The organism is Methylobacterium terricola (assembly GCF_006151805.1).
GTDB lineage: Bacteria > Pseudomonadota > Alphaproteobacteria > Rhizobiales > Beijerinckiaceae > Methylobacterium > Methylobacterium terricola.
On the sequence record NZ_VDDA01000018.1, the window covers coordinates 41911 to 64901 of the forward strand.

Annotated in this window: 22 protein-coding genes; 16 read left to right on the forward strand and 6 right to left on the reverse strand. The window is 71.7% G+C overall.

Translation table 11 applies throughout. From position 1 onward, the window contains the following. Positions 1-100: 100 nt before the first annotated feature. The 3 genes from FF100_RS26960 (at position 101) to cobT (ending at position 4006) form a co-directional block, all read left to right on the forward strand. Positions 101-724: a J domain-containing protein gene (locus FF100_RS26960; RefSeq protein WP_139038853.1), complete on the forward strand. Its 624-nt coding sequence runs from the start codon at positions 101-103 to the stop codon at positions 722-724. 224 nt (positions 725-948) lie between these two features. Then, the gene (gene cobS / locus FF100_RS26965; protein ID WP_139038854.1) at positions 949-1932 is read left to right on the forward strand and encodes a cobaltochelatase subunit CobS; all 984 of its coding nucleotides are present in this window, start codon (positions 949-951) and stop codon (positions 1930-1932) included. Between the two features lie 172 nt (positions 1933-2104). Then, positions 2105-4006, forward strand: coding sequence for a cobaltochelatase subunit CobT (cobT, locus tag FF100_RS26970; protein ID WP_139038855.1), 1902 nt, complete (start codon positions 2105-2107; stop codon positions 4004-4006). A gap of 342 nt (positions 4007-4348) precedes the next feature. Here the strand turns inward: cobT and rpmB are convergent, their stop codons facing one another. Then, complete coding sequence (rpmB, locus tag FF100_RS26975) at positions 4349-4639, reverse strand: 50S ribosomal protein L28 (RefSeq protein ID WP_093567567.1); 291 nt, start codon at positions 4637-4639, stop codon at positions 4349-4351. Between the two features lie 450 nt (positions 4640-5089). Between rpmB and FF100_RS26980 the strand changes: the two genes are divergently transcribed. The 8 genes from FF100_RS26980 to FF100_RS27015 all read left to right on the forward strand — a co-directional run bounded on the left by FF100_RS26980 (position 5090) and on the right by FF100_RS27015 (position 14240). Further along, entirely contained in the window at positions 5090-6223 is a 1134-nt protein-coding gene (locus tag FF100_RS26980) for a helix-turn-helix transcriptional regulator (RefSeq protein WP_139038856.1), read from the forward strand. Positions 6224-6426: 203 nt separating this feature from the next. Further along, positions 6427-7359 carry a DUF3108 domain-containing protein gene (locus tag FF100_RS26985; RefSeq protein ID WP_139038857.1) on the forward strand — a complete coding sequence of 311 codons (933 nt, stop codon included), beginning with the start codon at positions 6427-6429 and terminating at the stop codon, positions 7357-7359. 6 nt (positions 7360-7365) lie between these two features. Further along, positions 7366-7713, forward strand: coding sequence for a hypothetical protein (locus tag FF100_RS26990; RefSeq protein WP_139038858.1), 348 nt, complete (start codon positions 7366-7368; stop codon positions 7711-7713). A gap of 86 nt (positions 7714-7799) precedes the next feature. Then, entirely contained in the window at positions 7800-11249 is a 3450-nt protein-coding gene (locus FF100_RS26995; protein WP_139038859.1) for a helicase-related protein, read from the forward strand. Positions 11250-11258: 9 nt separating this feature from the next. Next, a complete protein-coding gene (locus tag FF100_RS27000; protein WP_139038860.1) occupies positions 11259-11561 on the forward strand; it encodes an RNA-binding S4 domain-containing protein in 303 nt (100 codons plus the stop codon). Between the two features lie 180 nt (positions 11562-11741). Further along, a complete protein-coding gene (gene fdxA / locus FF100_RS27005) occupies positions 11742-12080 on the forward strand; it encodes a ferredoxin FdxA (protein ID WP_139038861.1) in 339 nt (112 codons plus the stop codon). A 434-nt stretch (positions 12081-12514) separates the two neighbouring features. Continuing rightward, positions 12515-13102: a CarD family transcriptional regulator gene (locus FF100_RS27010; RefSeq protein WP_139038862.1), complete on the forward strand. Its 588-nt coding sequence runs from the start codon at positions 12515-12517 to the stop codon at positions 13100-13102. A gap of 259 nt (positions 13103-13361) precedes the next feature. Next, on the forward strand, positions 13362-14240 hold the full coding sequence (locus FF100_RS27015; protein WP_139038863.1) for an RNA polymerase factor sigma-32: 879 nt from the start codon (positions 13362-13364) through the stop codon (positions 14238-14240). A 127-nt stretch (positions 14241-14367) separates the two neighbouring features. On the opposite strand, the gene FF100_RS27020 is transcribed toward FF100_RS27015, so the two are convergent. After that, positions 14368-15090 carry a 4'-phosphopantetheinyl transferase family protein gene (locus tag FF100_RS27020; protein ID WP_139038864.1) on the reverse strand — a complete coding sequence of 241 codons (723 nt, stop codon included), beginning with the start codon at positions 15088-15090 and terminating at the stop codon, positions 14368-14370. 47 nt (positions 15091-15137) lie between these two features. Next, a complete protein-coding gene (locus tag FF100_RS27025; protein ID WP_139038865.1) occupies positions 15138-16100 on the reverse strand; it encodes a LysR family transcriptional regulator in 963 nt (320 codons plus the stop codon). Between the two features lie 325 nt (positions 16101-16425). On the opposite strand from FF100_RS27025, the gene argJ reads away from it, so the two are divergent. From argJ to FF100_RS27040, 3 genes are read left to right on the forward strand one after another with little or no spacing between them, the layout of a single operon-like run. Beyond that, complete coding sequence (gene argJ, locus FF100_RS27030) at positions 16426-17667, forward strand: bifunctional glutamate N-acetyltransferase/amino-acid acetyltransferase ArgJ (RefSeq protein WP_139038866.1); 1242 nt, start codon at positions 16426-16428, stop codon at positions 17665-17667. Continuing rightward, positions 17664-18383 carry an SIMPL domain-containing protein gene (locus tag FF100_RS27035; RefSeq protein ID WP_246102410.1) on the forward strand — a complete coding sequence of 240 codons (720 nt, stop codon included), beginning with the start codon at positions 17664-17666 and terminating at the stop codon, positions 18381-18383. Before argJ ends, FF100_RS27035 begins: the two co-directional genes overlap by 4 nt. Positions 18384-18429: 46 nt before the next feature. Beyond that, entirely contained in the window at positions 18430-18846 is a 417-nt protein-coding gene (locus tag FF100_RS27040; protein ID WP_139038867.1) for a (deoxy)nucleoside triphosphate pyrophosphohydrolase, read from the forward strand. Positions 18847-19086: 240 nt separating this feature from the next. Here FF100_RS27040 and FF100_RS27045 read toward each other — a convergent pair whose 3' ends face one another. Together FF100_RS27045 and FF100_RS27050 are read right to left on the reverse strand one after the other, a co-directional pair. Continuing rightward, positions 19087-19440: a DUF427 domain-containing protein gene (locus tag FF100_RS27045; RefSeq protein WP_139038868.1), complete on the reverse strand. Its 354-nt coding sequence runs from the start codon at positions 19438-19440 to the stop codon at positions 19087-19089. Then, positions 19437-20318 carry a methyltransferase domain-containing protein gene (locus FF100_RS27050; RefSeq protein ID WP_171070349.1) on the reverse strand — a complete coding sequence of 294 codons (882 nt, stop codon included), beginning with the start codon at positions 20316-20318 and terminating at the stop codon, positions 19437-19439. The genes FF100_RS27045 and FF100_RS27050 overlap by 4 nt, the downstream gene beginning before the upstream one ends. Positions 20319-20416: 98 nt before the next feature. Here FF100_RS27050 and FF100_RS27055 point away from each other — a divergent pair, with 98 nt between their 5' ends. Together FF100_RS27055 and FF100_RS27060 are read left to right on the forward strand one after the other, a co-directional pair. Then, positions 20417-21289: a lytic transglycosylase domain-containing protein gene (locus FF100_RS27055; RefSeq protein WP_139038870.1), complete on the forward strand. Its 873-nt coding sequence runs from the start codon at positions 20417-20419 to the stop codon at positions 21287-21289. A 129-nt stretch (positions 21290-21418) separates the two neighbouring features. Further along, entirely contained in the window at positions 21419-21649 is a 231-nt protein-coding gene (locus tag FF100_RS27060) for a hypothetical protein (protein ID WP_139038871.1), read from the forward strand. Between the two features lie 62 nt (positions 21650-21711). On the opposite strand, the gene FF100_RS27065 is transcribed toward FF100_RS27060, so the two are convergent. After that, on the reverse strand, positions 21712-22917 hold the full coding sequence (locus FF100_RS27065; protein WP_139038872.1) for a pyrophosphate--fructose-6-phosphate 1-phosphotransferase: 1206 nt from the start codon (positions 22915-22917) through the stop codon (positions 21712-21714). Positions 22918-22991: the final 74 nt, after the last annotated feature.

Here is a 22991-nt window from a genome sequence, read left to right on the forward strand (position 1 = left end):
GACCGGAGCGGGCATGCCCCGTCAAGCCGTCCGGTTCCGCCTGCGGCATCAGGCCCGGAGCCCTTGTGCCCGTCCCTCCGCCCCTCATAATCGCCCCATCATGGATCTGAACTCGCCCCTGTTCGACCGCATCCGCATCCGGCCTTCCTGCGACGAGCCGAAGAAGGCCGAGGGGCCCGCCTGCGACCGGCCGGGCTGCACCCAGCCTGGGCTGCACAAGGCGCCCAAGGGGCGCAAGCAGGAGGGCCAGTACTGGCGCTTCTGCATGCAACACGTGCGCGAGTACAACGCTGCCTACAATTACTTCGACGGGATGAACGACGCCGCCGTCCAGGCCTACCAGAAGGATGCGGTGATCGGGCACCGCCCGACCTGGGCGATGGGGGTCAATCCCGGCGCCAAGGCGGGCGCCAAGCCCGAGGCGACTCAGCGCGACTGGGAGTACGTCGATCCGCTCGGCATCCTGCGCGGCGAGGGCGCCGGCCCGGCCTCGCGCCGCGCCCGGGCCGAGCCGCCGCCGCCGCGCTACTCGGCGCCGATCCGCAAGGCCCTCGACGTGCTCGGCCTCGACGAGAGCGCCGATTCCGCCGCCATCAAGGCGCAGTACAAGGTGCTGGTGAAGCGCTTCCACCCCGACGCCAATGGCGGCGACCGCTCGTTCGAGGACCGCCTGCGCGACATCATCAAGGCCCACGACACCCTGCGGGCCGCTGGCCTGTGCTGAAGGCGTCGCGGCACGGGCGAGTCGCGGGGGCACGGTTCTCGCATCCCTGATCCGCCGCGAGGGGGGCTCGAAACCGGACGCCTTGCCCATATATCGGGGTCAGGCACGTTTGCGCCGGCTCCCCCCGCAGCTTAAGGACAAGCGGCGCCCGCCGGTCTCTCCCGCGCCGTCGCGACATTCGTAGGTCGCCCATGGCGGGCCGGCCTGCCCCGACGAGGCTCCGTATGCTTGCTGAAGACACGCCACCCGCTCTCCCGGACACGACCGTCTCGGTGCGCAAGGTGTTCGGAATCGATTCGAACCTCGAGGTGCCGGCTTTCTCGGCCACCGACGAGCACGTGCCGGATCTCGATCCGGACTACCTGTTCGACCGCGAGACCACCCTGGCGATCCTGGCCGGCTTCGCCCGCAACCGCCGGGTGATGATCACCGGGTATCACGGCACCGGCAAGTCGACCCACGTCGAGCAGGTCGCCGCCCGGCTGAACTGGCCCTGCGTGCGCATCAACCTCGACAGCCACGTCTCGCGCATCGACCTCGTCGGCAAGGACGCGATCGTGCTGAAGGAGGGCAAGCAGGTCACCGCCTTCCAGGACGGCATCCTGCCCTGGGCGCTGCAGAACAACGTCGCCCTCGTCTTCGACGAGTACGATGCCGGCCGGCCGGACGTGATGTTCGTGATCCAGCGCGTGCTCGAGGTGTCGGGCCGCCTGACGCTCCTCGACCAGAAGCGGGTGATCCGCCCCCATCCCGGCTTCCGCCTGTTCGCCACCGCCAACACGGTCGGCCTCGGTGACACCTCGGGCCTCTATCACGGCACCCAGCAGATCAACCAGGGCCAGATGGACCGCTGGTCGATCGTCACCACGCTCAACTACCTGCCGCACGACCGCGAGGTCGACATCGTCCTGTCCAAGGCGCAGCATTACCGCGGCGAGGGCGGGCGCGACATCGTCAACAAGATGGTGCGCGTCGCCGACCTCACCCGCAACGCCTTCATCAACGGCGACCTGTCGACCGTGATGAGCCCGCGCACGGTGATCACCTGGGCCGAGAACGCCGACATCTTCAACGATATCGGCTTCGCCTTCCGGGTCACCTTCCTCAACAAGTGCGACGAGCTGGAGCGCGCGCTGGTGGCCGAGTTCTACCAGCGCTCCTTCGGCAAGGAGCTGCCCGAGAGCGCGGTGAACGTCGCGCTGAGCTGACGGCCGCGGAAGATCGTCCGACGGCCACGTCCCGCTGCGCCGGTGCCGCTTCGCGGTGCCGGCGCAGCGGGTTCGGCTCCGCAAGGAGGGACGATGCCGCGACCCGGGTGCATGCGCAGCGGACCTGACGCTGCGCCCCTTCGACCTCGACTCGCTGAAGAAGTAGCCCCGCATGTCCATCTCCAACCGCAAGCCCGGCGAGAAGCGCGAGTCAGTCGCCGAGCCGCTGAAGCGCTCGGTGGCCGGGACGCTGCGGGCCATCGCCCGCAAGGCCGAGATCGAGGTCACCTTCGCGACCGACCGGCCGGCGCTCACCGGCGACAAGGCCCGCCTGCCCGAGCCGCCGCGCAAGCTTAGCGCCGGCGACGTCGCGATCCTGCGCGGCCATGCCGACTCGATGGCGCTGCGCCTCGCCTGCCACGACAACGCCGTCCACCGGCGCCTGGCCCCCGAGAACGCCGCGGCCCGCGCGGTCTACGACGCGGTCGAGCAGGCCCGGGTGGAGGCGATCGGCTCGCGCCGGATGGCCGGTGTCGCGGGCAACCTCACGGCGATGCTGGAGGACCGCTACCACCGCGGCGGCAAGTACGAGGAGATCACCGACCGGGCCGACGCGCCGCTCGAGGACGCGGTCGCCCTGATGGTGCGCGAGCGCCTGACCGGCCAGGCCCCGCCGCAGGCGGCGCAGCGCATCGTCGGGCTGTGGCGCGAGTTCATCGAGGACCGGGCCGGGCGCAACCTCGACGGGCTGATGGGCAGCCTCGAGGACCAGCGCGCCTTCGCCCGCTCGGTGCGCGACCTGCTCTCCTCCCTCGACATGGCGGACGAGGCGCCCCTCGATCCCGACGACGAGGAGAACGACGACGAGAACGAGGCCGAGTCGGACGAGCAGCAGGCCGGAGAGGGCGAGGCCGAGCAGCAGAGCCAGGGCGACCGGGCCGAGATGGAGGTCTCGGACGAGGCCTCCGACGAGATCGAGGAAGGCGCCACCGAGGCCGCCGACGCGCCCTCGGGCGAGCTGCCGGAGGATGCCGAGGACGCCGATTCGGAGGAGGCCTCCGAGTCCTGGCGCCCGCCGGGCCCCCGCGCCAACGAACCGCGCGGCCCGGACTACAAGGTGTTCTCGCAGAAATACGACGAGGTCATCCACGCCGAGGACCTGTGCGACGCCGACGAGCTGGCGCGCCTGCGCTCCTACCTCGACAAGCAGCTCGCCCACCTGCAGGGCGTGGTCGGGCGGCTGGCGAACCGCCTGCAACGGCGCCTGCTGGCGCAGCAGAACCGCGCCTGGGAATTCGATCTGGAGGAGGGCCAGCTCGACCCGGCGCGCCTCGTGCGCGTCGTGATCGACCCCTACCAGCCGCTCTCGTTCAAGCACGAGAAGGACACCAACTTCCGCGACACGGTCGTCACCCTGCTCCTCGACAATTCGGGCTCGATGCGCGGCCGGCCGATCACCGTGGCGGCGACCTGCGCCGACATCCTCGCCCGCACGCTGGAGCGCTGCGGCGTCAAGGTCGAGATCCTGGGCTTTACGACGAGGGCCTGGAAGGGCGGCCAGTCGCGCGAGGCGTGGCTGCAATCGGGCAAGCCGCCGACCCCGGGGCGCCTCAACGACCTGCGCCACATCGTCTACAAGTCGGCCGACGCGCCGTGGCGCCGGGCCCGCAAGAATCTCGGTCTGATGATGCGCGAGGGCCTGCTCAAAGAGAACATCGACGGGGAGGCCCTGGATTGGGCCCACAAGCGCCTGCTCGCCCGGCCGGAGCAGCGCCGGATCCTGATGGTGATCTCCGACGGCGCCCCGGTCGACGATTCGACCCTGTCGGTCAATCCGGGCAACTACCTGGAGCGCCACCTGCGCTACGTGATCGACGAGATCGAGACCCGCTCGCCGGTGGAGCTGCTGGCCATCGGCATCGGCCACGACGTGACCCGATATTACCGCCGGGCCGTCACGATCATCGACGCGGAGGAACTCGGCGGCGTGATGACCGAGAAGCTGGCCGAATTGTTCAATGAGGATGGCGGTCCCGTGCCGGTGCGCCGGATGGCGGCGGGCGGCCGGCGCTGAGCCGCCGCCCTTCACCCGGCTCCGTGTGCGCATGCGCTGGCCGCAGTGAACCCCTCCGACGGTATCCCGGGGCCCTGCGGCGGACCCCGGGATCCATCACCGCCGGCGGTTCGGGACGAGGCGGGACAGGCCCCCCGCCGCATCCGCATCGTCGACCATCATGATCCCGCAGTCTCGCCTCCCGCGAGCCCCAGGGCGCCGGTGAGGAAGATCGACGCCTGAGCCTGGTTCAAACGACCGAACACGAAAAACCCCGGGCGCTCCTGGCGCATCCGGGGCTTTTCCATCTTCGCTGATGACGGAGGCGCGAGGGTCGGTCCCCTCAGCGCCTCCGACGAGAAATCAGGCCGCCTCGGCGAGCTTCTTCTCGATCTCGCGCTTCAGCAGGCGGGCGTTCTGGGACAGGTCGGTCTCGCCGGCCTTGATCAGGAACGCGTCGAGGCCGCCGCGGTGCTCGACCGAGCGCAGGGCGTTGGCCGAGATGCGCAGGCGGACCGAGCGGCCGAGCGTGTCGGACAGCAGGGTGACGTTGCACAGGTTCGGCAGGAACCGACGCTTGGTCTTGTGGTTCGAGTGGCTCACGAGGTGGCCGGTGAGCACCCCCTTACCGGTGAGCTCGCAGCGACGCGACATGGTCTGATATCCTCAACTGGTCTTCGTTCGGCGAGGGACCACGCACCGCGAGAGCCGAGCGTGCTGCGCACCCCGGCGTGAACCGGACCCCGCGAAGTCCCTGGAAAGCACGCGCCTATAGAGGCGGAAGGCGGGTCTCGTCAAGGAGCAGGCGCCGAGACCGACGGAGAACGGGTCGCCGGAACGGCGCTCCGCGCCCGGCGGCAGGCGGGGACCGGCGGGAGTGGCGGCCGGACCCGCCGCCGGGGCTCCCGCTGCGGGGACCGAGGTTACCGCACGTTGTCCACCGGATCCATGCCGATCCAGACCGCAATCCGGCGCGGCCAGCGTCGCGCGCTTGATTACCCAGCGAAAGCTCGGCATCCGCACGACAAGGTCGACTGTGGACGAGAGCAGCAGGACGCTGACGGACGGTCGCCCGTCGCGAAACCGTCGTGCCGAGGGTTCCTGATGGCCGAGACCAGCCTCCTCGCCTGCATCGATGCGGTCTGCGCAGCCGGCCTCGACCCCGAATTGTGGCCGGAGGCCCTCGGCCAGGTGTCGAAGATCACGGGATCCGTCGGCGCCCTGCTGATTCCCGTCTTCCCAGCCGCGGCGATCCCCTTCGTCGTCTCCGAGCGGCTCGAGGCGGCGAACCGCGATTACGCGTCCGGTTGGGCGCACCACGACAGCCGGGTCCATGCCAGCCACCGCCTGGCCCTCCGGCCGGGCCTGCTCATCACGGACGGAGCGCTGTTCACCCCCGAGGAGATCGCGCGGGATCCCTTCTACCAGGACTTCCTGCGCCGCCACGGCCTCGGCCTCGGAGCCTATCGGCTGATTCCCGACGGGACCGGGGCGCTCGCGTCGATCTCGCTCATGCGCGGTTTCGGCTGCGGCGCCTTCGAGGCGGCCGAGCTTCTGCGCGTGGAGCAGGTCTCCGGCCACTTGGCGCGGGCGCTGCACGTCAATGCCCGGTTCGCCGAGGCGCGGTGCCTGGCTGGCGACCTCGAGGAGGCGATCGAACATCTCGGGACCGGCCTGATCCTGCTCGACGGTCGAGGACGCGCGCGCTTCGTCAATGCCCCGGCCCGTCGCCTGCTCGGCGACGGCCTGAGCGTCGACCGCGACGGATGCCTCGCGGCCCGCCTGCCGGCGGAGCGCCCGCGGCTCGCCGGCCTCCTCGCTGCGGCGGCGTCCGGCCAGCCGTCCGGGCCGCTGCTGCTCGCCCGGCCGCAGGGCGCCCCGCTCCACCTCGACGCCCTGCCGACCCGTGGCCGCGGTGCGACGGCGGATGCCCTGTCGGCGGCGGCCGGCACCCGGGACGGGATCATGCTGCTCGTGCGCGATACCGCTCGCGCCACGCCAGCCGGCACGGTGGACCAGCTCCGGCAACTCGGCCTCACCCTGGCCGAGGCCCGCATCGCCGACCTGATCGGCCAGGGCCAAGCTCCGGCCGAGGCAGCGGACGCGTTCGCGATCAGCATCGCGACCGTGCGCACGCATCTCAAGGCGATCAATGCCAAGCTCGGCCTCTCGCGCCAGGGCGAGCTCGTCGCCTTGGTGATGCGGCTCTCCGCCTGGACGCGCGCCGACCGCCCCTAGAGCCGCGCCCGATCGCGCGGCCATCGGACGATGCGCCAAGCCTCTGACGTGGCCGCAGTTTCCCCGACGAACCGGCATCCGCCTCGTCGGGGAAGGCTCCAGCGCACCGGGAGACGATCCGTTAACCCTAACTGCGTCACGATAGGGCCAGATTTCCCCCGCTTCATCGGGAGCGGGCGACGGTGATCGAGATCGGTTCCCCCATGCGTTCCAAGGCCCTCCTCTCGCTCGCCCTCGCGGCGGGGTTCGCCCTCCCGGCCGGCGAGGCGACGACGGCCCAGGCGGCGCGGAGCCGCACCCCGAAGGCCGGCGAGACCGCCGTCACGGTCGATTACGGCATCATGCTGGCCGGCGTGCCGATCGGCACCGCGCAGGTCACGGGGTCGGTGGACGGCCCGCGCTACACCATGGATGTCAGCGCCCGCCTCACCGGCCTCGTCGGCGCGATCACCGGCGGCTACGGCTCGGGCCGGGCGAGCGGCACGGTGGCCGGCAAGCCGGTGCCGGCGGCCTTCGCGCTCGCCTCGCACAGCGCCAGCGCCTCGATCACCGTGCGCATGGCGATGGCCCGCGGCAACGTCGTGGCCTCCGACATCGCCCCGCCGCTGGTGTCCGACCCCGAGCGGGTCACCGTGAGCGAGGTCCACAAGCGCGGCATCATCGACCCGGTGAGCGCCCTGATGATGCCGGCGCAGGGGCGCGGCGAGCTCATCGACCCGCAGAATTGCAACCGCACGATCCCGGTCTTCGACGGCGCCAGCCGGTTCAACGTGGTGCTGAGCTACGGCGAGACCCGCAGCGTCCAGAAACCCGGCTATGCCGGCCCGATCCTGGTCTGCAACGCCCGCTACCAGCCGATCGCCGGCCACCGGCCGGACCGGCCGGGGGTGAGGTTCATGGAGGAGAACACCGACATGTCGGTGTGGCTTGCCCCCGTCGAGGGCGCGCGGGTGCTGCTGCCGCTGCGCATTGCCGTCCGCACCCAGCTCGGCCTCAACATCATCGAGGCGACGCGCTGGTCGCAGACCGGGCAGGCCGCGCCGAGCGCGCAGGCTCCGCAGGGCGGCCAGACCGGCGCGGAAGCCGGCGCCCAGGCGGCGGCGCAAGCCCCTGCCCCGTCCACCGACGGGCGCTGACCGCCCGTGCGCGCCCTCGACGCCACGCATGCCGTGGCGCTCCTCCTCACCCTCATGCCCCTCCCGGCCCTGGCGAACGGCGTCGAGTGCGGCGGCGACGCGTATTCCTCGGCGACGGTCGGGGCGAACCCGCCCGGGCCGCTGACCGCAATCCCGGACACGCTCTGCGCCGACCTCGACCAGGGCGCGGCGACCGACCCCCGCATCGAGGTCATCGCGCCCGGACCCGGCCCCGGATCGGCGCTGCCCTCGCCGTATGGCGGCCCATATGGCGATCGCTACGCCCCCGCCCCATATGGGGGGAGGCCGCTGCTCGGGCCACGGCCGCGGGGCGGCCGCGATCCGGAGCGCTGAAGGGGTCGCGCGACGATCCCGGCACGGCCCCGGGACGGTGCGGCGGCCCCTGCCGGAGCTTCGCCCCGAGGATTTCTTCCAGCCTGATGACGCGCCGTTCCCTCTCACCGCAGGCCCGCTTGCGCGGCGCCACGGCGGTGCTCGGTCCCACCAATACCGGCAAGACCCATCTCGCGATCGAGCGGATGCTCGGCCACCCGACCGGCATGATCGGCCTGCCGCTGCGGCTGCTCGCCCGCGAGGTCTATCACCGCGTCGTCGAGCGGGTCGGACCCGAGCGGGTCGCCCTCGTCACCGGCGAGGAGAAGATCAAGCCGCACCGGCCGAGCTACTGGATCTGCACCGCCGAGGCGATGCCGCGGGACAACCAGGTGGATTTCGTCGGCATCGACGAGATCCAGCTCGGCGCCGACCGCGACCGCGGCCACACCTTCACCGATCGGCTGCTGCACCAGCGCGGCCGCGAGGAGACGCTGCTGATCGGCTCGGGCACGATGGAGCCGCTGGTCAAGTCGCTGATCCCGGGGATCACCGTCACCACCCGGCCGCGCCTGTCGCAGCTGAGCTTCGCCGGCAGCCGCAAGCTCTCCCGCCTGCCCCAGCGCAGCGCCATCGTGGCGTTCTCGGCCGAGGAGGTCTACGCCATCGCCGAGCTGCTGCGGCGCCAGCGCGGCGGGGCCGCGGTGGTGCTCGGCGCCCTCTCGCCGCGCACCCGCAACGCCCAGGTCGAGCTCTACCAGTCCGGCGAGGTCGATTACCTGGTGGCGACCGACGCGGTCGGGATGGGGCTCAACCTCGACGTCGACCACGTCGCCTTCGCGTCGAACCGCAAGTACGACGGCACGCGCTTCCGCGATCTCTCCCCGTCCGAGATGGCGCAGATCGCGGGACGGGCCGGGCGCCACCTGCGCGACGGCACCTTCGGCACCACCGGGCGCTGCCCGCCGATGGAGGCCGAGATGGTCGAGGCGCTGGAGGGCCACAGCTTCGAGCCGCTGCGGATGCTGCAATGGCGCAACCCCGACCTCGATTTCGGCTCGATCGACGGCTTGCGCCGCAGCCTCGGCGAGCACCCGACCGAGCGCGGCCTGACCCGGGCGCCGACCGGCGACGACGAGGCGGCCCTCGACCTCCTGGCCAAGGAGGACGACATCCGCGACTACGCGACCTCGCGCAGCGCGGTCGAGCGGCTGTGGCAGGTCTGCGGCGTGCCGGATTACCGCAAATCGGCGATCCAGACCCATGCCGACCTCATCGCCCAGCTGTTCCGCTTCCTGATGCGGGGCATGGCCGGACGGATCCCGGTCGACTGGTTTTCCCAGCACGTCGCGATGGTCGACCGCACCGACGGCGACATCGACGCCCTGTCGCAGCGCATCGCCCACGTGCGCACGTGGACCTTCGTGGCCAACCGTCCCGACTGGCTCGCCGACCCGGAGCATTGGCAGGGCGAGACGCGTCGGGTAGAGGACAGGCTGTCCGACGCCCTGCACGAGCGGCTGGCGAGTCGATTCGTCGATCGGCGCACCAGCGTGCTGATGCGGCGCCTGAGAGAGAATACCATGTTGGAAGCTGAGATCACCGCAGGCGGGGACGTGACGGTCGAGGGACAGCACGTCGGCCATCTGCACGGGTTCCAGTTCGTGCCGGATCCCGGCGCCGAGGGCCAGGAAGCCAAGACCCTGCGCAGCGCCGCCGAGAAGGCGCTGGCGAGCGAGATCGAGGCGCGGGCCGACCGGTTCGCCGCCGCGGCCGACGCGGCCCTGGTCCTCTCGAACGACGGCACCATCCGCTGGACCGGCAACCCGGTCGCCAAGCTGGTCCCGGGCGAGAAGCTCTACGCCCCGGGCCTGCGGCTCCTCGCCGACGAGCAGCTCGCCGGCGCGGCCCGCGAGAAGGTCGAGGCACGGCTGAATGCCTGGCTCAAGGCGCATATCGTGCGCCTGCTGGGCCCGGCCCTCGAGCTCGAGACTGCCGCCGACCTGACGGGTCTCGCCCGCGGCATCGGCTTCCAGGTGGCGGAGGCACTGGGCGTGCTGGAGCGCGCCAAGGTGCTCAACGAGATGCGCAGCCTCGACCAGGAGGGCCGCGGGGCCCTGCGCAAGCACGGCGTGCGCTTCGGCGCCTACCACATCACCATGCCGGCGCTGCTGAAGCCCGCGCCCCGGACCCTCGCGGCGCAGCTCTGGGCGCTGCACAATGGCGGCCTCGACCAGCGCGGCCTCGACGAGATCGCGCATCTCGCCGGGTCCGGCCGCACCTCGATGCCGGTCGACCCTGAGATCGCCAAGGGCCTCTACCGCGCTGCCGGCTTCCGGGTCTGCGGCGGCCGGGCGGTGCGCGTCGACATTCTCGAGCGCCTGGCCGACCTGATCCGCCCGGCAATCGCCTATGTGCCCGGCACCACCCCGGGCGAGCCGCCTCCGGGCACCGCCGACAAGGACGGGTTCGTGCCGACCGTCGGCATGACCTCGCTGGTCGGCTGCTCGGGCGAGGATTTCGCCTCGATCCTGAAGTCGCTCGGCTACGTCGTCGACCGCAGGCCCGGCCCGGCGATCACCGTGGCGCTTCGCCCTGCCGCCCCGACGGTACCGGTGCAGCCGAAGGTGGCGGAGAGCACGGAGATTGCGGCGGACGGTGCGGAAGCGGCCGGCGAGGCCGAGGCCACCGGCGAGGACCGGCCGGCCGAAAGCGCGGCCGAGCCCGAGGGCGTGACGGCCGAGGCGGCGCACGAGGACGTGTCGGCGGAACCGGCTGCCGAGGAGATGCCGGCGCCGGACGCCGTGACCGAGGACGGGCAAGCCGGGGAGGCTCAGGCCGAGCCGGCTCCCGCCGTCGAGGCGGCGCCGGAACCGGTGCAGGCCGAGGCCGAGATCCCCTCCCAGGAGGCGTCTCCCGCCGAGCCAGCCGCCGAGGCCCCCGCCGGCGAGGACGCGGCCGGCGAGGCCACTGCCGAGGCGTCGGGCGAGACCGCGGCTGCCGCGGGCGAGGCGGCCGCTCCCGAGGAGCCGATCGTCATCGAGGTGTGGCGGATGCACCGCCACCAGCGCAACCACGCGCCGCGCCATCAGGGCCGCGGACGGCCGGACGGCCAGCAGCGCGAGGGCGGCGGGCAGCGGGACCGCTCCCGTGGCTTCCCGCGCTCCGACCAGCGCCAGCCCGACCAGCGCCCGGAAGGCGGCGAGGGAGCGCCGGCCGAGCAGCGCGCCAACCGCTCCGGCCCGCGCGACGGCCAGCGCTGGGGCGACCGGCGCCCGGGCGAGAACCGCGCTGCCGGCGAGGGACGGCCCGAGACCCGCTTCGAGGGCCGTGGCGGCGAGGGCCGCCGCGACGGACGGCCGCCGCGCGGACCGCATCCGGGTGGTCGCGAGGGCGGGCGTCCCCCGCAGGACCGCCGCGACGGCGGGCCCCGCAACGGCGGCATGCACGAGGCCCGGCCGCCCCGGCGCGAGCGCGCCCCGGACCCGGATTCGCCCTTCGCGAAGCTCCTCGCCCTCAAGGCGCAGATGGAGTCGCGGGACGGCGACAAGCGCTGAGCCCGGACGATGCGCGCGGACCGTCAGCGGCTCGACAAGTGGCTGTGGTTCGCGCGCTTCGCCAAGACGCGCTCCCTGGCGGCGCGGCTGATCGAGGACGGCTTCGTGCGGGTGAACGGCCATCGCGCCGATGCCCCGTCGAAAGCCCTCGCGGTCGGCGACGTCGTCACCGTGGCGGCCCAGCACGTCACGGCGGCGGTGCGGGTCGTCGATCTCGGCACCCGCCGGGGCCCCGCGCCGGAAGCCCGGCTGCTCTATGCCGATCTCTCGGCCGACCTCCCGGCGGATCCCCTGGCTGGCCCGGTGGAATGACCGGCAGACGCGCCGAAGCGTGACGCGAAGGCGACGCTGCCCGGCTACGCAATGCTGTCCCTCACCGGGCGGCTTGCATGCCCGCCCGCCCGGGTCTAAGGCCGGCCCCATAGCCCCGGCGCCGACCCCGGATGCCCCTCTCTCGGCGCCCCCCTCCCGCCTTCGAGGTTTCAGCGGCCCATGACCTACGTCGTCACCGACAACTGCATCAAGTGCAAGTACATGGACTGCGTGGAAGTGTGTCCGGTCGACTGCTTCTACGAGGGCGAGAACATGCTCGTCATCCAGCCGGACGAGTGCATCGATTGCGGCGTCTGCGAGCCCGAATGCCCGGCCGAGGCGATCAAGCCCGACACCGAGCCGGGCCTGGAGAGCTGGTTGAAGCTCAACGCCGACATGGCGAAGAGCTGGCCCAACATCACCCAGAAGAAGGCGGCGCCGGCCGATGCCAAGGAATGGGACGGCAAGTCCGGCAAGTTCGAGGCCCATTTCTCGGCCAATCCGGGCTCGGGCGACTGACCGGCCCAAGCGAGGCGGCTCAGGCGAGCCCGGCGGCGATCCCTTCCGGGATCGCATGACCGGTCTGCGAACCGTCAGCCAAGCTGGTGAAACATGGTGCAGGGTGCCCGCGCAGCCACGCCGGGCGCCTGAATTTTTTTGATTTTCCGGCCTCTTCGTGCTAGTTTCCGGATTGCCGTCGCTTGCGTCCGACGTGCAGCCTTCGTCCATCGGCTGGGAATTTTTCGATGCGACGAGGCGGCATGCGATCAGCCGAGGTGGATCTTATGCGGTCCGCAGCGCGTTCGGACGTTCCTTAGCTATGGTTTGACAGGGACTGGCGGGCGCCCCTCGGGACGTCCGGCAGGCGCGTATTTTTCGCCGGGCGCCCTGACCCGGATGAATGATCCGGTCGCGGACATTGCCGCGAACGGTGACCTGGAGGCCACCCCCGCATGACGACCGCCAAGAAGACGACAGCCGCCCGGCAGGGCTTCAAGACCGGCGAAGCGATCGTGTATCCGGCTCACGGCGTCGGCCGCATCACGGCCATCGAGGAGCAGGAGATCGCCGGCTACAAGCTCGAGCTGTTCGTGGTGTCGTTCGAGAAGGACAAGATGGTCCTGCGGGTCCCGACCGCCAAGGCGAACTCGGTCGGCATGCGCAAGCTCGCCGAGCCCGAGCTGGTCAAGAAGGCGCTCGACGTGCTCACCGGCCGCGCCCGGGTGAAGCGCACGATGTGGTCGCGCCGGGCCCAGGAATACGAGGCGAAGATCAATTCCGGCGATCTGATCGCCGTCACCGAGGTGGTGCGCGATCTCTACCGGTCGGATGCCCAGCCCGAGCAGTCCTATTCCGAGCGCCAGCTCTACGAGGCCGCCCTCGACCGAGTGGTGCGCGAGATCGCGGCGGTCAACCGCATCACCGACACCGAGTCCCTCAAGCTGATCGAGCAGAGCCTGGCGAAGTCGCCCCGCCGCGCCAAGGGCGCCGAGGCGGAGGGCGACGGCGAGGACATTCAGGACGAGGCCGAGGCGGCCTGAGCCTCCGCACCCACGGCCCGAAACGACCGAAAGCCCGGCCCCGCGCCGGGCTTTCGCATGTCTGCCGTCCGTTTTTTTCCGGCTTTCCGATACCCACCGCGCCCGCAAGAGGATCGCACCGTCGAGGATTTTTTCGCGCTGCGGGAACCGACAGGGTGGTCGCGCCGTTGTCGCAGGCCTTGCGGTGTTACGAGCGCGCTCCATGCTGCCCTCGGCCTCATCGCGACACACAGCGCTCACCAAAGCGGCGGAGGCGGGGATGGCGGAAATCGCAGGCATACGTCGGCAGTTCGTACGAGTTGCGATGGATGCCCCCTTCCTCGAGCGGGAAGAAGAGCGCGGCCTCGCGGTGCGCTGGAAGGACGATCGGGACGAGCAGGCTCTGCACCGGCTGATTTCAGCCCATATGCGGCTGGTGATCGCGCTGGCCGGCCGCTTCCGCCATTACGGCCTGCCGATGGCGGACCTGGTCCAGGAAGGCCATGTCGGGCTGATGGAGGCCGCGGCCCGTTTCGAGCCCGAGCGGGACGTGCGGTTCTCGACCTACGCGACGTGGTGGATCCGCGCTTCGATCCAGGACTACATCCTGCGCAACTGGTCGATCGTGCGCGGCGGCACCTCTTCGGCCCAGAAGGCGCTGTTCTTCAACCTGCGCCGCCTGCGCGCCCGGCTGATGCAATCGACCGACGAGCGCGTCGGCGACGAGATCCACCGCCGCATCGCCACGGCCATCGGCGTCTCCCGCGAAGACGTGGCGCTGATGGACGCCCGCCTCTCCGGTCCGGACATGTCCCTCAACGCCCCGGTCGGCGACGACGGCGAGGCCTCGGCTGAGCGGGTCGACTTCCTGGTCGATACCTCGCCGCTGCCGGACGAGACCGTGTCGGACGCCGTCGACGGCGAGCGGCGCCTGACCTGGCTGCGTCAGGCCCTCACCGTTCTCTCCGAGCGCGAGCTGCGCATCCTGCACGAGCGCCGCCTCGCCGAGGATCAGGCGACCCTGGAGGCGCTGGGACACCGCCTCGGGATCTCGAAGGAGCGGGTGCGTCAGATCGAGAACCGCGCCCTGGAAAAGCTCCGCCGCGCCCTCGCCGAGCGCTTCCCGCAGCCGAATACCGGCATGAGCGCCTACGTCTGACGCAGGGGTTCGGCTCCGTCGCACGAGAGGCCGAGCGCCGCGACCTGGGGGAGACCGGCGCTTTCCGGGGGCCGGTCTCAGCGGGTCGTGGTGTTTATGCGCGATCGACGTGCGACGGCCGGGCGGGTCACTCCACGACTACGACCCGCACCTCCGTTCCGTCCTCCACCGCCCAGGCGAACCGCGCGCCGTCGCTCAGTACCCGCGACGCCGCCCGAAGCGACAGGCCGGCCCGCCGCAGGCGCCACCCGGCACCCTCGCCGGTCAGCCGAACCGATTGCGGCTCGGCCACCAATCCCTCGCCGGTCGCCTTCAGGCAGGCTTCCTTGACCGACCACCATTCCAGCGCCCGCGACGGCCGCGCATCGGCGGGCAGGTCGCGGTAAGCGGCAAGCTCGGTCGGATGCAGGAAGACCGGCGTTACCTGGTCCCAATCGACCGGCCGGGCGGCGCCCTCGACGTCGACGCCGATCCGGCCGATGCCCGATAGGCCGACCGCGACCCAGCCGCCGCCATGGCTCAGATTGAAGTCGAGACCGCGAGATCCGGGCAGGAACGGCCGACCGTTCTCGTCCCGTGCCAGGACGAGTCCGGCCGGATCGCGGCCGAGACGGAGCCCGAGCAGGTGGCGCAGCAACCCGTGGGCGGCCTCGCGCTCGGCCCGGTCCTGCGCCAGTCGGAAGCGGGCGATGCGGGCAGCCTCGTCCGGGGGTAGCCGCAGCCGCGCCTCGGCCAAGCGGGCCACCCGGACGGCCGGCACCGCGACCACCAGCGCATCGCCCGAAGCGTCGCGCCCCGAGAGCCAATCGAGACTCGGGAATTCGCCGATGTTGAGGAATTCGCCCGGCATCGCCCCTCCCGCGCCGCACGGCGTCATGCACGGGAGACGGCGGCGCGTCACGCCTCTTCGAGGTCGTACAGGGCGGCGAGTTCGGCGTCGTCGAGGGTGACGCCGCGGGGCAACAGCTGCTCGGCGAAGTGGCGCGAGGCGCAGGCGATGAAGCTGCGGGTCTTGGCCGGCAGCAGCCGCGAGGTCGTGACGATGAAGATCGGGCTCGGCTGGCCCTGCCACTCCGGCAGCACCCGTTCCAGGCGGCCGGCCTCGACGTCCAGCTCGACGTCGATCGCCTGCAGCAGGGCGATGCCGTGACCCGCCGTCGCGAAGCGCCGCGCCATGCCCTGGCTGTTGCTCGACACGGTGCTGGCGACCGTCACCGAAGCCGTCTCGCCGCCGCCCTCCAGCAGCCAGGCACTCGACGCCGCCGGCGGCCCGACGATGACGGCCCGGTGGCGCGCAAGATCGCCCGGCCGCTCCGGCCGTCCGGCCCGGTCGAGGTAGTCGGGTGCGGCGAACAGGCCGTTCTCAAGCTGGGCCACCTTGCGGGTGATCATCGAGGTCTCCCGCGGCGCCCCGACGGCGAGCGCCAGGTCATAGCCGTCCTGGGCGAGGTCGACGAGATGCGGCCAGAGATCGAGATGCACCCGGACCTGGGCATAGCGGAGCGAGAACTCGGCCATCACGAGCGAGAGGTGGTGCAGCACCCACGGGTCCGGGGGCGCTGCGATCTTAAGAAGGCCGCTCGGTCCCTTTGCCTGGGCGATCAGCTCGTCGAAGGTGCGCTGCGCCTCCTCCACCAGCCGGGTCGCCTGCGCGTAATAGGCCTCGCCATGCGGCGTCAGCACGAGCTTGCGGGTCGTCCGGTCGAGCAGGCGCAGGCCGATCGAGGTTTCGAACTGGGTGATGCGGCGGGACAGGGATGAGATCGGCACGTCGAGCGCGACCGCGGCCTGGCTGAAACTCTTCCGCTTCGCGACCTCGACGAAGAGCGCCATGTCGCGAAGGACTTGCGGGTGGGCCAAGCGGGAACCTCCGGGCGACGCACGGTGATGCACGCGGATGCGCACCCCGATTCTGATCCTCTAGATGATAGTCTGCAACTCTAGATAAGGGAACTCCGATCGGCCCCTGCGTCAGCCCCTCGGCGAAAAACAGTTTCCCCACGTCACTCCCCCTGCGAGCCGGGCGTGACCGGGAGTAGGGCTAGGAATTTCAGCCCAGGTCTGCACAACCACAAACACAACCGGAGGCGCAACCCGGGTCGGGCCGGTTGACGCAGTGCACCTTCGCGGGGCAACACCGCGGCGCCGACGCGGACGACGCGGCGTCGGCGGACCGGAGTCCCGCATGTCTCATCCCGTCTCGCCGCTCGCGCCCAAGCATCAGCCCGACCTGCCGCCGATCGCCGGCGTGCGCCTCGCCACCGCGCAGGCGGGCATCCGCTATCGCGGCCGCACCGACGTGCTGCTGGTCCTGCTCGATCCCGGCACCCGGGCGGCCGGGGTGTTCACCCGCTCGAAATGTCCCTCGGCGGCGGTCGACTGGTGCCGCGAGACCCTGAGCGGCGGTCACTCGGCCCGGGCGCTGGTGGTCAATTCCGGCAATGCCAACGCCTTCACCGGCCTCAAGGGCCGCGACTCGGTGCGCCTCACCGCCGAGATCGCCAGCAAGGCCGCGGGATGCGCCCCCGGCGAGGTCTTCATCGCCTCGACCGGGGTGATCGGGGAACCCCTCGACGCCACCAAGTTCGACGGCGTGCTCGCGGACTGCGCCGGCCGCACCGGCCCCGGCGCCGAGCGGTGGACCGAGGCCGCCCGCGCCATCATGACCACCGACACCTTCCCGAAGCTCGCGACCCGCCGGGTGCGGCTCGGCGGAGCCGATGTGACGATCAACGGCATCGCCAAGGGCGCCGGCATGATCGCCCCCGACATGGCGACGATGCTGTCCTTCGTGTTCACCGATGCCGACCTGCCGGCCGAGGTGCTGCAGGCTCTGCTCACCCGCGGCGTCGCCAAGAGCTTCAATTGCTGCACCGTCGACGGCGACACCTCGACCTCCGACACCCTGATGCTGTTCGCGACGGGGAAAGCCGGCAACGCCCCGGTCGCGTCGCTCGAGGACCCGGCTCTCGCCGAGTTCACGGCGGCCCTCGACGACCTGCTGATCGAGCTCGCGCAACTGGTCGCCCGCGACGGAGAGGGCGCGCGCAAGTTCGTCACCGTCGAGGTCGGCGGCGCGACCGACGACGCCTCGGCCCACCGCATCGCGATGTCGATCGCCAACTCGCCGCTGGTGAAGACCGCGGTGGCGGGCGAGGACGCGAATTGGGGCCGGGTGGTGATGGCGGTCGGCAAGGCCGGCGAGCCGGCCGACCGCGACCGGCTGGCGATCTGGTTCGGCGACGTGCGCGTCGCCGTCGAGGGGGCCCGCGATGCCGGCTACGACGAGGAGGCGGCATCGGCCGCGATGCGCGGCGACGCGGTGACGATCCGGGTCGATCTGGGCCTCGGCGCCGGCACCGCCCGGGTCTGGACCTGCGACCTCACCAAGGCCTACGTCGAGATCAACGGGGATTACCGCTCGTGAGGGCGGCGGCGGGCCTGCTCGGGCTGCTCCTGGCAGGACCGGCCCTCGCCCAGAACGCCCCTCCGGAGGCGCCCGGGCGGATCAGCGTCGTCGGCCGGGCAAGCCGGGAGGTCGCCCCGGATTTCGCCACCGTCGAGATCGCGGTCGAGTCCCGCGGCGCGACGCCGGCCGCCGCCCTCGACCGGACCTCGTCGGCCGCCCGCAAGGTCGCTGACCTCGCCGGCGAGTTCGGCATCCGCGGGGCCGATCTCGCCACGGCCGCCCTGTCGCTGCGTCCCGCCTCCAAGACGGTGCGCGATCCAGGGGGCGAGATGCGCGACGTCCCGGACGGCTACCAGGCCACCAACGCGGTCAGCGTCCGGGTGCGCGACCTCGCGCGCCTCGGCGCCCTGATGCGACGCCTCATCGACGGCGGAGCCGACCGGATCGGCGGCGTCTCCTTTGGCCTGTCGGATCCCCGCCAGACCGAGAACGCCGTCCGGGCCGACGCGGTACGGGATGCCCGCCGCCAGGCCGAGGCCCTGGCCGAGGCGGCGGGTACCCGCCTCGGGCGCCTCGACAACCTCGTCTCGCCGCCACGGGATGGCGCGGCGGCGCCGATGCACGCGCGGAGCTTCGCCGCCAAGGCCTCGGGTGGCGGCATCGCGGTTCCGATCGAGCCCGGCCCGATCACCGTCGAGGCCGCGGTCGAGGCCACGTACCAGGTCGCGCCCTAGCAGGGCGCGGCGTCCCCTCACCCCCTCGTCGCGTGAGCCACCCCGCATGGCCGATCCCGTCAAGCTCCTCCTCGTGGTGGCGGTCGCCCTCGTCGATCCGGACGGGCGCGTGCTGCTGGCGCAGCGCCCGCCCGGCAAGCAGCTCGAAGGCCTGTGGGAGTTCCCCGGCGGCAAGCTCGAGCCCGGCGAGCGGCCGGAGGAGTCGCTGATCCGCGAGCTGGCGGAAGAGCTCGGCATCACCGTGAAGGCGGATTGCCTCGCTCCGCTCACCTTCGCGAGCCACGCCTACGAGACCTTCCACCTGCTGATGCCGCTCTACGTCTGCCGGCGCTGGGAGGGCCTCGTGCAGTCGCGCGAGGGGCAGGCGCTCAAATGGGTACGCCCGCGGGACCTCGCGCGCTACCCGATGCCCCCGGCCGACGTGCCGCTGCTGCCGGCGATCGTCGATCTGCTGGGGCCGTGAGGCGGGGGCCCGTCTGGCCGGGGTTCGTTCCTCGCGACGAGCCCGCCATCCCCCGCGTCATCCTGGGCCGGCACCGCGAAAGCCCGGGATCGAGATCCGCGGACCATGCAGGGAGGGGCGAAACGCCGGCCGCCTCATCCGCCGCTATCGGCGGCGACGGATCCCGGGTTCTCGGCGACGCCGCATCCCGGGATAACCAGGAGGGTGGTCGGTCTGGAACTGGGCGTCACCCGACGATCGTCAATCGGTGAATTCCTCGATCGCGTCGACCTTGTTCGGGTAGAACGCCAGGTACCCTTCGATGGCCGCCACCTTGGGGAACGGCGCCTCGTAGCTCCACACTGCGTTCGTCCGCTCGACCCCGCCCGCCGTGAGCGAGAAGTAGTGCGCATCGCCCTTGTGCGGGCAATGCGTGCGGTGCTCGGTGCGCGCGAACAGATCCATCTCGGCATCCTCGCGCGGGATGTACTGCACCGGCGGCAGGCTGCCCTCGCGCAGGGTGAGGGCCCGGGTGGTCTCGGCGACGATCGTGCCGCCGAGCATCACGCGGATGCGGTGCGGGTTCGGCGTGATCGTGATGGCGGTGTCCGTCATGACGGCTCCTTGCGTTCGACGGTGCCGAGGGCATCGGCCAGCCGCGCCTGGGCACTGCCCGGCCGCAGCGGCTTCTGCTGGCTCTCGTGCGGCACCCAGCCCGAGAGCCAGATCAGCTCGAAGGTCGCGCGCAGGCGGCCGTCCGGATCGGCGAATCGCTCGGCATAGAGGTGGGCGGCCCGGATCAGGGTCTCGCGGCGCAAGGAGCCGCGACGCTCGCGCAGGGCGTTGGTGAGCCCCATGGCACGCAGGTCGCGCATCAGCCCGAAGGGATCGCCGTAGCGCACCGTCACCGTCTCGACGTCGGTCACCGGCAGGGCAAAGCCGGCGCGCTGGAGCAGGCCGCCGAGGTCGCGCACCTCCGCGAAAGGCGCCACCCGCGGGCTCACGCCCCCCTCGATCTCGCTTTCGGCCTGGGTCAGGACCTGACGAAGTTCCGTCAGGGTCCGGCCGCCGAGCAGGCAACCGACGAACAGCCCGTCCGGCTTGAGCGCGCGGCGCACCTGCACCAGGGCCCCCGGCAGGTCGTTGGCGTGCTGGAGCGCGAGCAGCGACACCGCGAGGTCGAAACGCCGCTCGCCGAAGGGCAGGGCCTCCGGATCGCCGACCGCGACCGCGAGGCCGGGGCTGCCCGGCTCCGGCGCCGGCGCGAGGCGGGTCACCGCGGCGGCCCGTCCGCTCGCCTTGAGCCAGGCCGCCGCCGTCGGCACCGGGGTGGCGAGGTCGAGGGCGTGGGGAAACTCCCGCAAGACCGCGCCGAGGCGGTCCGACAGGTCCTCGACCGCGCGCGCGACCAGGAAATCGGCGAAGCCCGCGCGTCGGGCGCGGGCGAGGCGCTTGCGGATCAGAGGGGTGTCGAACAGGAGCGGCGAGGACATCACCCACTAGATGGCGCGGGCCGGCGCGCGGCGCCAGGGGGCCCCGCGACGATCGCAGCGTGCCGAATCGTTCAGCAAATTGCGGTAAAGGTGATGCCGTGACCCGACATCTCCTCCTCCTCGTCCTCGCCGCGGCCCTGAGCGGCCCGGCCCTCGCCGCCCCGGCCGCGCCCGCCCCCGCCGAGAGCAAGGAGGAAACGGTCGAGCAGGCCCTGTGCCGGCTGATCGAGGGCGCGGCGCAGTCCAAGGGTCTGCCGGTCGCCTTCCTCACACGGCTGATCTGGCGCGAGAGCAGCTTCCGGCCGAGCGTGGTCAGCCGGGCCGGAGCCCAGGGCGTGGCGCAGTTCATGCCCGGCACGGCGCAGGAGCGCGGCCTCCTCGATCCGTTCGACCCCGAGCAGGCGATCCCGGCGGCGGCACGCTTCCTGATCGACCTGCGCGGGCGCTTCGGCAATCTCGGCCTCGCGGCGGCGGCCTATAACGGCGGCCCGGGCCGGGTCTCGGCCTGGCTCGCCGGTACCGGCGGCCTGCCGGCCGAGACCCGGGCCTATGTCGCGGCGATCACCGGGCGCAGCGCCGAGGACTGGGCCGCCGCCGCCAAGGCCGATCCGAAGAGCGACCTCGCCGAGCCCGAGGATACCCGCTGCCTTCAGGTGACGGCGGCGCTGCGCATCCGCGGACGCACCGAGACCTTCTTCGCCGAGACCGCGGCGGCGCTGGCGCCCTGGGGCGTCCAGCTTGCCGGCAACTTCTCGAAGTCGATCGCCCTCGCGAGCTTCGGCCGGGCCCGCGACCGCTACGCCGCGATCCTCGGCGACGTGAGGCCGATGATCATCGGCACGCGGCTGCGCCACCGCGGGACGCGCGCCTTCTACCGCATCCGGGTCCCGTCGGAGACCCGCGCCAGCGCCGAGGCCCTGTGCGGCCGCATCCGCGGAAGCGGCGGCGCCTGTATCGTGCTCAAAACTTAAGGTGCGATCAACCTCACCCAAATGGGTGATGACAGGCGACAGCCGGCTTGGTTCGTTCGCAAGGCGACATGACGCGAACCACGGCTCGCGGCTTGGATCGCACGATGGGCGAGCAGGGAGGGAAGCCCCATGACCAGCGGCTACGGCGTACCCCGGTGGGCGCGGAGGCGGGCGGAGCGGCACCGCGCGCGTCACAGCGACGGCAAGGTGGTCCGCTGGATGGCGTTCGGGCCGCAGGATCGCCGGAAGAGAGCCGACGGAACGACCGTCGCGGCCGGCAGCAATGTCCTGCCCTTCCTCCGCCGAGCACCGGCCGCAGGTCCCGACGAAGCCGCGCCGCTCGACGCGACGGGGTCGTAACAGAAAACCTCAGGTCAGATCGGGGCCGGGCACCGCCGCCCGGCCCCGTCCGGCTCACGCGGTCAGCCCCGGCCCTGGCCGATCTCGTCCAGGAGAGCCGTGAACCACGGGGTGGTTGGGTCGAAGGCCTTTCCCCCGCGGATGCGCGGGAACTCGATCGCGCGCAGCTGCCCGTTCCGGTCCTCGTCGTGGCCGATCACGCCGGACATCCCCTTCAGGCCGCACTCGACCGCGAGGTCGACCATGCCCTGGATCAGCCGCAGGTCGTCGGGATTCGGCGCGGCCGATCGGCAGAAATGGCCGGATTTCAGCACCAGGGACTTCTCCGCCCCGATCATCGGCGCGAAGCGGTCGGCGAACCACTTGCCGACATTGATCGTGTCGATCTTGACATGGCCGAACGGATCGCGACCCAGCACCTCGCCGCGCCCCTCGATCTCGGCCACGATCTCGTCGAGCCCGGCGCCCTCGCTCAGGAAGACCGTGACGCAATCCTTGGCGTCGAGCCGGTCCTTGAGCCGCGCGGCCTCCCGCGCGATGTCGAGGGGGAGTTCCGGCAGGTAGACCGCGTCGACGTCCTTGTGCGCCCGGTCGAGCCCGAATTCTGGCAGGAAGGCGGTGCGGTCCAGCCGCTCGCGATAGGCCCGGGCCGTGGCGGCGGTGAGCCAGCCGCATTTGCGGCCCATGATCTCGTGGACGATCAGCATGCGCGGGTTGGCGCTCTGCTCGTTGACGATGTTCTCGGCGAAGATCGCGCCCTGCTCGGCCGCCGTGAGGGCACCGAGGGTCTGGCGGATCGGCACCACGTCGTTGTCGATGGTCTTCGGCAGGCCCACCACCGTCAGATGATAGCCGTTGGCCTCGAGATAGGCCGCGAGGTCGGCCGCCGTGGTGTTGGTATCGTCGCCGCCGATCGTGTGCAGCACCGTGACCCGGTCGCGGGCGAGCTGGTCGGCCGCCACCTTGAGCGGGTCCTGCCCCTCGGTCACGAGGCCGCGTTTGACGCAATCCTTGACGTTGGTGAGCTTGATCCGGCTGTTCCCAAGCGGGGACCCGCCATGGCGCAGCAATCTGTCCGCGCGGGCCCGGACCTCCGGGGTGACGGTGAGGTGATCTCCGAGCAGCAGACCCTTGTAACCGCTGCGGTAGCCGATGATCTCGGCCTCGGGCGCGAGGTCGGTGTAGCGGGCGATCAGCCCGCCGACCGCCGCCGACAGGCAGGGCGCGAGGCCGCCGGCGGTGAGCATGGCGATCTTCAAGCTGGACATCATGGGCTCCGCGTTACGCTGCGAAGACCACATTGGGCTGAACGGCTCCGCGGTCCAGCCCTCGCCGGTGCATC

Bases quoted from the DNA above. Each gene is read 5' to 3' on its own strand.
- FF100_RS27060 (WP_139038871.1), top strand. From the start codon at position 21,419: ATGACCAGCGGCTACGGCGTACCCCGGTGGGCGCGGAGGCGGGCGGAG.
- FF100_RS26960 (WP_139038853.1), top strand. From the start codon at position 101: ATGGATCTGAACTCGCCCCTGTTCGACCGCATCCGCATCCGGCCTTCC.
- FF100_RS27015 (WP_139038863.1), top strand. From the start codon at position 13,362: ATGGCGGAAATCGCAGGCATACGTCGGCAGTTCGTACGAGTTGCGATG.
- FF100_RS27040 (WP_139038867.1), top strand. From the start codon at position 18,430: ATGGCCGATCCCGTCAAGCTCCTCCTCGTGGTGGCGGTCGCCCTCGTC.
- cobT (WP_139038855.1), top strand. From the start codon at position 2,105: ATGTCCATCTCCAACCGCAAGCCCGGCGAGAAGCGCGAGTCAGTCGCC.
- FF100_RS26995 (WP_139038859.1), top strand. From the start codon at position 7,800: ATGACGCGCCGTTCCCTCTCACCGCAGGCCCGCTTGCGCGGCGCCACG.
- FF100_RS27000 (WP_139038860.1), top strand. From the start codon at position 11,259: ATGCGCGCGGACCGTCAGCGGCTCGACAAGTGGCTGTGGTTCGCGCGC.
- argJ (WP_139038866.1), top strand. From the start codon at position 16,426: ATGTCTCATCCCGTCTCGCCGCTCGCGCCCAAGCATCAGCCCGACCTG.
- FF100_RS27020 (WP_139038864.1), bottom strand. From the start codon at position 15,090: ATGCCGGGCGAATTCCTCAACATCGGCGAATTCCCGAGTCTCGATTGG.
- FF100_RS27050 (WP_171070349.1), bottom strand. From the start codon at position 20,318: ATGTCCTCGCCGCTCCTGTTCGACACCCCTCTGATCCGCAAGCGCCTC.
- FF100_RS26980 (WP_139038856.1), top strand. From the start codon at position 5,090: ATGGCCGAGACCAGCCTCCTCGCCTGCATCGATGCGGTCTGCGCAGCC.
- FF100_RS27010 (WP_139038862.1), top strand. From the start codon at position 12,515: ATGACGACCGCCAAGAAGACGACAGCCGCCCGGCAGGGCTTCAAGACC.
- FF100_RS27065 (WP_139038872.1), bottom strand. From the start codon at position 22,917: ATGTCCAGCTTGAAGATCGCCATGCTCACCGCCGGCGGCCTCGCGCCC.
- fdxA (WP_139038861.1), top strand. From the start codon at position 11,742: ATGACCTACGTCGTCACCGACAACTGCATCAAGTGCAAGTACATGGAC.
- FF100_RS26985 (WP_139038857.1), top strand. From the start codon at position 6,427: ATGCGTTCCAAGGCCCTCCTCTCGCTCGCCCTCGCGGCGGGGTTCGCC.
- cobS (WP_139038854.1), top strand. From the start codon at position 949: ATGCTTGCTGAAGACACGCCACCCGCTCTCCCGGACACGACCGTCTCG.
- FF100_RS27045 (WP_139038868.1), bottom strand. From the start codon at position 19,440: ATGACGGACACCGCCATCACGATCACGCCGAACCCGCACCGCATCCGC.
- rpmB (WP_093567567.1), bottom strand. From the start codon at position 4,639: ATGTCGCGTCGCTGCGAGCTCACCGGTAAGGGGGTGCTCACCGGCCAC.